At 69.5% G+C, this 7047-nt stretch carries 5 protein-coding genes and 4 pseudogenes; 6 read left to right on the forward strand and 3 right to left on the reverse strand.

Features of this window, described 5'->3' with window-relative positions:
• Positions 1-34: 34 nt before the first annotated feature.
• From AC2W7C_RS11495 to rplU, 3 genes and pseudogenes are all read right to left on the reverse strand, one after another.
• Positions 35-568 carry a GNAT family N-acetyltransferase gene (locus AC2W7C_RS11495; protein WP_486001559.1) on the reverse strand — a complete coding sequence of 178 codons (534 nt, stop codon included), beginning with the start codon at positions 566-568 and terminating at the stop codon, positions 35-37.
• A 168-nt stretch (positions 569-736) separates the two neighbouring features.
• A pseudogene (gene rpmA, locus AC2W7C_RS11500) lies at positions 737-1022 on the reverse strand (50S ribosomal protein L27).
• A 27-nt stretch (positions 1023-1049) separates the two neighbouring features.
• Positions 1050-1583, reverse strand: coding sequence for a 50S ribosomal protein L21 (gene rplU, locus AC2W7C_RS11505; RefSeq protein WP_486001560.1), 534 nt, complete (start codon positions 1581-1583; stop codon positions 1050-1052).
• 390 nt (positions 1584-1973) lie between these two features.
• Between rplU and AC2W7C_RS11510 the strand changes: the two genes are divergently transcribed.
• The 6 genes and pseudogenes from AC2W7C_RS11510 to mtgA form a co-directional block, all read left to right on the forward strand.
• Complete coding sequence (locus AC2W7C_RS11510) at positions 1974-2633, forward strand: hypothetical protein (protein ID WP_486001561.1); 660 nt, start codon at positions 1974-1976, stop codon at positions 2631-2633.
• 81 nt (positions 2634-2714) lie between these two features.
• Positions 2715-3694, forward strand: a pseudogene (locus tag AC2W7C_RS11515) (cation diffusion facilitator family transporter).
• 364 nt (positions 3695-4058) lie between these two features.
• A pseudogene (locus tag AC2W7C_RS11520) lies at positions 4059-5158 on the forward strand (CobW family GTP-binding protein).
• A complete protein-coding gene (locus AC2W7C_RS11525) occupies positions 5155-5364 on the forward strand; it encodes a DUF2093 domain-containing protein (RefSeq protein ID WP_486001562.1) in 210 nt (69 codons plus the stop codon). Before AC2W7C_RS11520 ends, AC2W7C_RS11525 begins: the two are co-directional and overlap by 4 nt.
• A gap of 82 nt (positions 5365-5446) precedes the next feature.
• Positions 5447-6409 (forward strand): annotated as a pseudogene (locus AC2W7C_RS11530) (WD40 repeat domain-containing protein).
• A gap of 36 nt (positions 6410-6445) precedes the next feature.
• A partial coding sequence (gene mtgA, locus AC2W7C_RS11535; RefSeq protein WP_486001563.1) for a monofunctional biosynthetic peptidoglycan transglycosylase occupies positions 6446-7047 on the forward strand: 602 nt, incomplete at its 3' end.

The following is a 7047-nucleotide window of genomic DNA, read 5'->3' on the forward strand; positions in this document are numbered from 1 at the left end:
CGGCGGCCGCCGCCCGCGCACGACCCGCGCCACATCACGCCAGCCAGACCATCCGCCGCGTCTGCGCCTCGGTTCCCCGGGCGCGGCTGAAGCCCTTGCGGACCTCGCCGGTGTACAGGAAGCCCGCCTTCTCCAGCACCCGGCCGGACGCCGGATTGTCGATGAAATGCCCGGCCACCAACGCCTTCCGGCGCCAGTTGCGGCTGGCCCAGACCAGTCCCGCCTCCAGCGCCTCGGTCGCATAGCCCCGGCCCCAGTACGGCCGGCCGATCCAATAGCCGACCTCGGGTCCGACATCGCCGTCCTCGAACAGGCCCAGCACGCCCACCGCGCCATGGTCCTCGTGTTCGATCAGGAAAGTGCGGGCCCGCGCCGGATCCTGCCCCGCCACGGCCAGCACGAAGCTCTCGGCGTCCTCGACCGAGAAGGGATGGGGCATGCGCAGGGTCATCCGCGCGATGTCGGCGTCGTTGGCCAGGGCGGCCAGACGAGTGGCGTCCTGCGCCTGCGGGCTGCGCAGGGCCAGGCGCCGCGTCTCGACGACGGGAGAGGGTTCGATCACGCACATGATGCGGCCTCGGTCTTTCTCGCCGCCTCCTTGGAGGGCTCGGACGGCGTTCGAGGCGGGGAAACGCAAACGGGGAGCCTGGTGATCCAGACTCCCCGCGGAAATATTTCCCTTGGTCCGGATCGCGGCTCTTGAGCCTTGCGCGATCGGGAGGTGTTCCGTTCGCGCTTACTCGGCGGCCATGGCCTGTTCGGCGGTGTCGTTCGCCGGGAGGATCGACACGTAACAACGGCCGTGGCTTTCTTCGTGATTTCACGGCGCCGTGCACGGTGGCGAACAGGGTGTGGTCACGGCCCATGCCGATGTTCTCACCCGGGTGGAAGGTGGTGCCGCGCTGACGCACGATGATGTTGCCGGCCAGCACCTGCTCGCCGCCGAACTTCTTCACGCCCAGGCGCTTCGACTCGGAGTCGCGACCGTTGCGCGACGAACCACCGGATTTCTTGTGAGCCATAGGTCTGCTCCCTGTCTCGTACTGTTCTTACGCTTCGGCGGTCTTGGCGGCGGCCTTCTTGGCCGGGGCCTTCTTCGCCGGAGCCTTGGCTTCGGTCGTCTCGGTCTTGGCGGCCTTCGGAGCCGCGGCCTTCTTGGCCGGCTTGGCGTCCTCAGTCGCCTCGACGCGCGGGGCCAGGCCGCGGGCGCGGGCGTTCATCTCGGCCTTGGTCATCAGCGAGGCTTCGCCGTCCCACTTGGCCTTCTCGCCGGCGCCTTCGATGCCGGTGATGCGCAGGACCGATTCCATCTGGCGGTGGCCGTTGGTGCGGCGGTAGCCCTGACGACGGATCTTCTTGAAGATCTTGATCTTCTCGCCCTTGCGGGTCTCGACCAGCGTCGCGGCGACCGAGGCGCCGTCGATCAGCGGGGCGCCGACGGTGACGCCCTTGTCGCCGCCCAGCATCAGCACTTCGCCGAAGTTCACGGCCGAGCCGGCGTCGCCGTCGAGCTTCTCGACCACGATCACGTCGCCCGGTTGGACCCGGTACTGCTTGCCGCCGGTCTTGATCACCGCGTACATGTTGAAGCCTCAGCGAAACGCAAAAAGAATAAGCCCGACGGGGGACCCCCTCGGGCGAAGAGCGGCGACATATACGGAAGGGGCCGCCCGAGTCAACGCGGACGGGCGAAAAAGCCTGTGGTTGGCGGCTAGTGGCTAGTGGCTAGTGGCTAGTGGCTAGTGGCTAGTGGCTAGTGGCTAGTGGCTAGTGGCTAGTGGCTAGTGGCTAGTGGCTAGTGGCTAGTGGCTAGTGGCTAGGGTGCGTCATCCGCGGCTCGTTTCAACCCCATGGGGCGGAAAGCCGGTCGGAGCCGCCTTCCCACACGCCGGCCACTAGCCACTAGCCACTCCGACACGCAGCGCCGGAAATAGCGCTCGACTGTTATAAAGTAACAGTATAAGGGTCCGGCGATGTCGCCGTCCGATCTCGACCATCCCCTGCTCCTGTCCCTTCTGGGGACCGGCTTCGCGACGGCCTTCCTGCACGCCGCCCTGCCCACCCACTGGCTGCCGTTCGTCCTGGTCGGACGCGCCCAGCGCTGGAGCCTGCCGCGCGTCCTGGGCGCGGTGACCGCCGCGGGCCTGGCCCACATCGGCGCCACCGCCCTGGTCGGCGGCCTGATCGTCATCGCCGGCCTGGCGCTGGACCAATGGGTCTCGGGCCTGCTGCCGCATCTCTCGGCGGCGCTGCTGTTCCTGTTCGGCGCCTTCTATCTGATCAAGGCGACCCTGCGCCGGCCCCAGCTGGCCGGCGGCCCGGCCATCGACCTGCCCGAGCCCGCGGTCTCCCACGCCGCCGCCTTCTGGGGCCTGGTCGCCATGATGGCCGTTTCGCCCGGCGAAGTCCTGCTGCCCATCTATCTGTCCCAGGCGGCCGAGGGCCCCCTGGTCCTGGCCGCCCTGACCCTGGCCTTCGCCGCCGGCACCGTCGCCGGCATGGCCGTCTTCACCCTCCTGGCCCGCGCCGGCTGGTCGATCCTGCGGCTCGAGCGCTGGGCGCGATACGAGGGGGCGGTCCTGGGCCTGGCGCTGATCGTCATCGGCCTGCTGGTCGTGACGCACCAGCACTGAGAGACGTTATACATTTACAATCAATAAGTTAGTTCGAGCCGAAGATTGACCGGCCGCGCCGCGCGGCCTAGGGAGGGCGTCATGGCTCACGGCGGTCCGCACGATCACGATCACGACCATGGCCACGATCATGGCTCCCACGGTCACGACCATTCGCATGGGCACGGCCACGCCCACGGCCCGGGCGGCCACCATCACGGGCCCGTGGACACCGGCGACTGGCGCTACGCCGTCGGCCTGGTGGTCAACCTGGCCTTCGTGGCGATCGAGTTCACCGCCGGGGTTCTCAGCGATTCCACCGCCCTGATGGCCGACGCGGGCCACAACCTCTCCGACGTCCTGGGATTGGCCATGGCCGGCGGCGCGCCTGGCTGGCCCGGCGCGCGGGCGGGGCCCAGAAGACCTACGGCTACGGCAAGGCCACCGTCCTGGCCGCCCTGTTCAACGCCCTGGCCCTCATCTTCGCCTGCGGGGCCATCGCCTTCGAGGCCGTCCGCCGCTTCGCCGAGCCCGCTCCGGTCGGCTCCACCACCATCATGGTCGTGGCCGGCATCGGCTTCCTGATCAACCTGGGCACCGCCCTGCTGTTCATGAAGGACCAGCACAAGGACCTGAACGTCCGCGGCGCCTATCTGCACATGATGGCCGACGCCGGCGTCTCGCTGGGCGTCGTGGCCGCTGGCGCCCTGATCCTGTTCACCGGCTGGAGCGTGATCGACCCGCTGGTCAGCCTGGCCATCGTCGGGGTCATCCTGTGGGGCACCTGGGGCCTGCTGAAGGACTCGGTCAACCTGGCGCTCGACGCCGCCCCGCGCGGCGTGGACGTCCAGGCGGTGCGCGACGCCTTCCTGGCCATCCCCGGCGTCTCGGCCGTCCACGACCTGCATATCTGGGGCCTGTCCACCACCGACACGGCCCTGACCGCCCACCTGGTCCACGACCGTCCCGACGGCGACGCCCTTCTGGCCGAGGCTCAGAAGGTCGCCAAGGCCCGCTTCGGCATCGGCCACACCACCCTGCAGCTCGAAACCGGCACGCTCCCCGGCTGCCCGACCTGCTGAGCGCAGTCCTCCCATTCCTCCCCTTCAGGGGAGGGGGACCGTCCGAAGCCCGCAGGGCGAAGGAGGGTGGAGGGGCGTGTCCGCGCGCACAGACCTTCCCTGCCCCGAGAGCCGAGGTTCATCACGAAGAACACGAAGGAGGCACGAAGAACACGAAGGGACCGGAGCCGCGGCCATGACGCGGCACGCGTCCATCCTTCCGTTGGCGGACGCCTCGCCCGAGCCACCCTCGCTCTCTTTGTGTCCTTCGTGCCTCCTTCGTGTCCTTCGTGATGAACCAGCCGCCGCCGGAAAGCTTTAAGGCGCCTGCCGGCGCGCGCCGATCTCACTGGCGCCCGTCGCCCGCCGCCCTTAGATGAGCGCCATGACCGACGTCGCCTCCGCCCCCTCCAAGATCCCCGTCACCGTCCTGACCGGCTACCTCGGCGCGGGCAAGACGACCCTGCTGAACCGCATCCTCACCGAGGACCACGGCAAGCGGTACGCCGTCATCGTCAACGAGTTCGGCGAGATCGGCATCGACAACGACCTGGTGGTCGGCGCCGACGAGGACGTGTTCGAGATGAACAACGGCTGTGTCTGCTGCACCGTGCGCGGCGACCTGATCCGCGTCGTCAACGGCCTGATGAAGCGCCAGCGCCCGGGCAAACCCGCCTTCGACGCCATCATCGTCGAGACCACCGGCCTGGCCGACCCCGGCCCAGTCGCCCAGACCTTCTTCGTCGACGACGAGGTCAAGGCCCGCACCCAGCTGGACAGCGTCACCGCCCTGGTCGACGCCAAGCACGTCATGGCGCGCCTGGACGATTCCAAGGAGGCCCGCGAGCAGGTCGCCTTCGCCGACCGCATCATCCTGAACAAGACCGACCTGGTCGCGCCGACGATCTGGTCGACGTCGAAGCCCGCCTGCGCGCGCTCAACCCTCTGGCCCCCATCACCCGCGCCGAACGCGCCAACGTGCCTCTGGACCAGGTCCTGGGCCTGCACGGCTTCGATCTGGAGCGGATCGCCGAGGTCCGCCCCGACTTCATCAACCCGCCCCACGGCGCCGAGGGCCACGTCCACGACGAACACTGCGGCCACGACCATCATGATCACGACCATGATCATGCGCACGACCACCACGACCATGACCATCACCATGGCCCACGCGGTCACGACCACGGGGACGACATCAAGGGCGTCGCCCTGTCGCTGGACCGCCCGCTGGACGGCCAGAAATTCACCCGCTGGCTCGACGAGCTGCTGGGCAGCCAGGGCCAGAACATCTTGCGCGCCAAGGGCATCATCGACGTCGCCGGCGAAGACCGCCGCCTGGTCTTCCAGGCCGTCCACATGATCCTGGAAGGCGACCTTCAGAAGCCGTGGGGCGACAAGGAGCGCCGCTGGTCGCGCGCGGTCTTCATCGGCCGCGACCTGGACGAGGCCGCCCTGAAGGCCGGGTTCGAGGCCTGCGCGGCGTGAACCCGCCGCCCCGCCCGAACCGCGAGGCGGTCCTGCGCTACGGCACCCCGGACTTCGACGTCCTGCAGCCCGGCGACTTCGTCCGCTGCGCCGTTTCCGACGCGCCCATCCCGCTGGAGCGCCTCACCTACTGGAGCGTCGAGCTCCAGGAACCCTACGCCGGGCCCGCCTTCATGACTCGCCGCTGGGTCGAGACGCATCGGTAGAGGCCGCCGCCTCTTTTCGTCCTCCCGGCGAAGGCCGCAAAGCGAAGTTGACGCCCCGGGCCCAGGGCCTAAACCGGCCCCCATGCAGACCACCTTCGACGCCCTGGCCACCGCGGCCCTCTTCGACCGCCACGGCGCGGTCTTCGCCATGGGCGACGGCTCGATCCGGTTCGAGAACGGGACCAGCGCGATCGTCCACGACGGCGCCGTCCTGTGCGCCGCGGTCCACCCGTCCGGCGACGGCGTCGTCACCGGCGGCGACGACGGCCGCGTCGTCTGGGCCCGCCGCGACGAAGAGGCCGTGGTCCTGGCCACCGCCAAGGGCCAGTGGATCGACGCCATCGACGCCTCGGCCGAAAGCGGCCTGATCGCCTTCTCGGCGGCCGGACCCTGTCGGTCATCGACTCCAAGGACGCCGCCTTCCGTCGCGACTTCGTGCACGAGCGGACCGTTTCCGGCGTCGCCTTCGAGCCCAAGGGCCGGCGCATCGCCACCTCCACCTACGGCGCGCCGCCCTGTGGTTCGCCCGCATCGCCGACCAGAAGCCGACCCTGCTGAAGTGGGCCGGCTCGCATCTGTCCGTCGCCTTTTCGCCGGACGGCGCCTTCGTCATCACCTCCATGCAGGACAACCAGCTGCACGGCTGGCGCATCAAGGACCAGAAGAACCTGCGCATGGGCGGTTATCCGGGGAAGGTGAAGGCCATGAGCTTCCTTTCGGGCGCCAGCTGCTGGCCACCTCGGGGGCCCAGGGCGCGGTCCTGTGGCCCTTCATCGGCTCCAACGGCCCGATGGGCCGGGAAGCCACCGAGATCGGCTTCGACGAGGCCAGCCTGATCGCCCTGGTCGCTTCCAACCCCCGCCACGGCCTGCTCGCCGCCGGCCTCAACGACGGCCGCGTCTGGCTGGCCGACCCCGCCAGTCAGGGCCTGCACTTCCTGAAGGCCGACAAGGGCGGGCCGATCGTCGCCCTGGCCATGAGCGCCGACGCCCGCCGGATCGCCTGGGCCGACGAGGACGGCCAGGCCGGCGTGTTCGACCTCTGACTTGCGCGCCACGGCCAAGCTGGTGAACATCGGCCGATGACTGCGGGCCCTCCGATCAGGAAAAAGAAGAACCGGCCGCTGCTGACGGTCTTCCTGTCGCTCGTCCTGCTGTTCCTCAGCGGCGTCGTCGCCTACGCCGTCCTGCCCCCGCCCGTCACCTTCCTGATGGCCAGCCGCCTGGTCGGGGGCGAGGGCCTGTCCTACCGCTGGAAGGGGCTGAACGACATCTCGCCCCGCCTGGTCGAGGCCGCCATTGCGGCCGAGGACTCGACCTTCTGCGCCCACCGCGGTTTCGACATGAAGGCCATCGAGCGCGCCCTGCAGGCCAACGCCCGGGTCGAGAAGCGCGGCCGCGGCCGCATCCGCGGCGGCTCCACCATCAGTCAGCAGACCGCCAAGAACGTCTTCCTCTGGCCGGGCCGCGACTGGATCCGCAAAGGCTTCGAGGCCGGCTACACCGTCATGATCGAGACCGTCTGGGGCAAGCGGCGGATCATGGAGGTCTACCTCAACGTCGCCGAATGGGCGCCGGGCGTCTACGGCGCCGAAGCCGCCGCCCGGCACTGGTACGGCAAGCCGGCCAAGGACCTCACCGCCCGCGAGGCCGCCCGCCTGGCCGCCATCCTGCCCGGCCCCCC

It is taken from the genome of Brevundimonas sp. CURTG3B2_SDJG (genome assembly GCF_057364705.1).

Excerpts from the sequence above, each read along its gene's own strand:
- AC2W7C_RS11495 (WP_486001559.1), bottom strand. The coding sequence starts at position 568 with ATGTGCGTGATCGAACCCTCTCCCGTCGTCGAGACGCGGCGCCTGGCC.
- rplU (WP_486001560.1), bottom strand. The coding sequence starts at position 1,583 with ATGTACGCGGTGATCAAGACCGGCGGCAAGCAGTACCGGGTCCAACCG.
- AC2W7C_RS11510 (WP_486001561.1), top strand. The coding sequence starts at position 1,974 with ATGTCGCCGTCCGATCTCGACCATCCCCTGCTCCTGTCCCTTCTGGGG.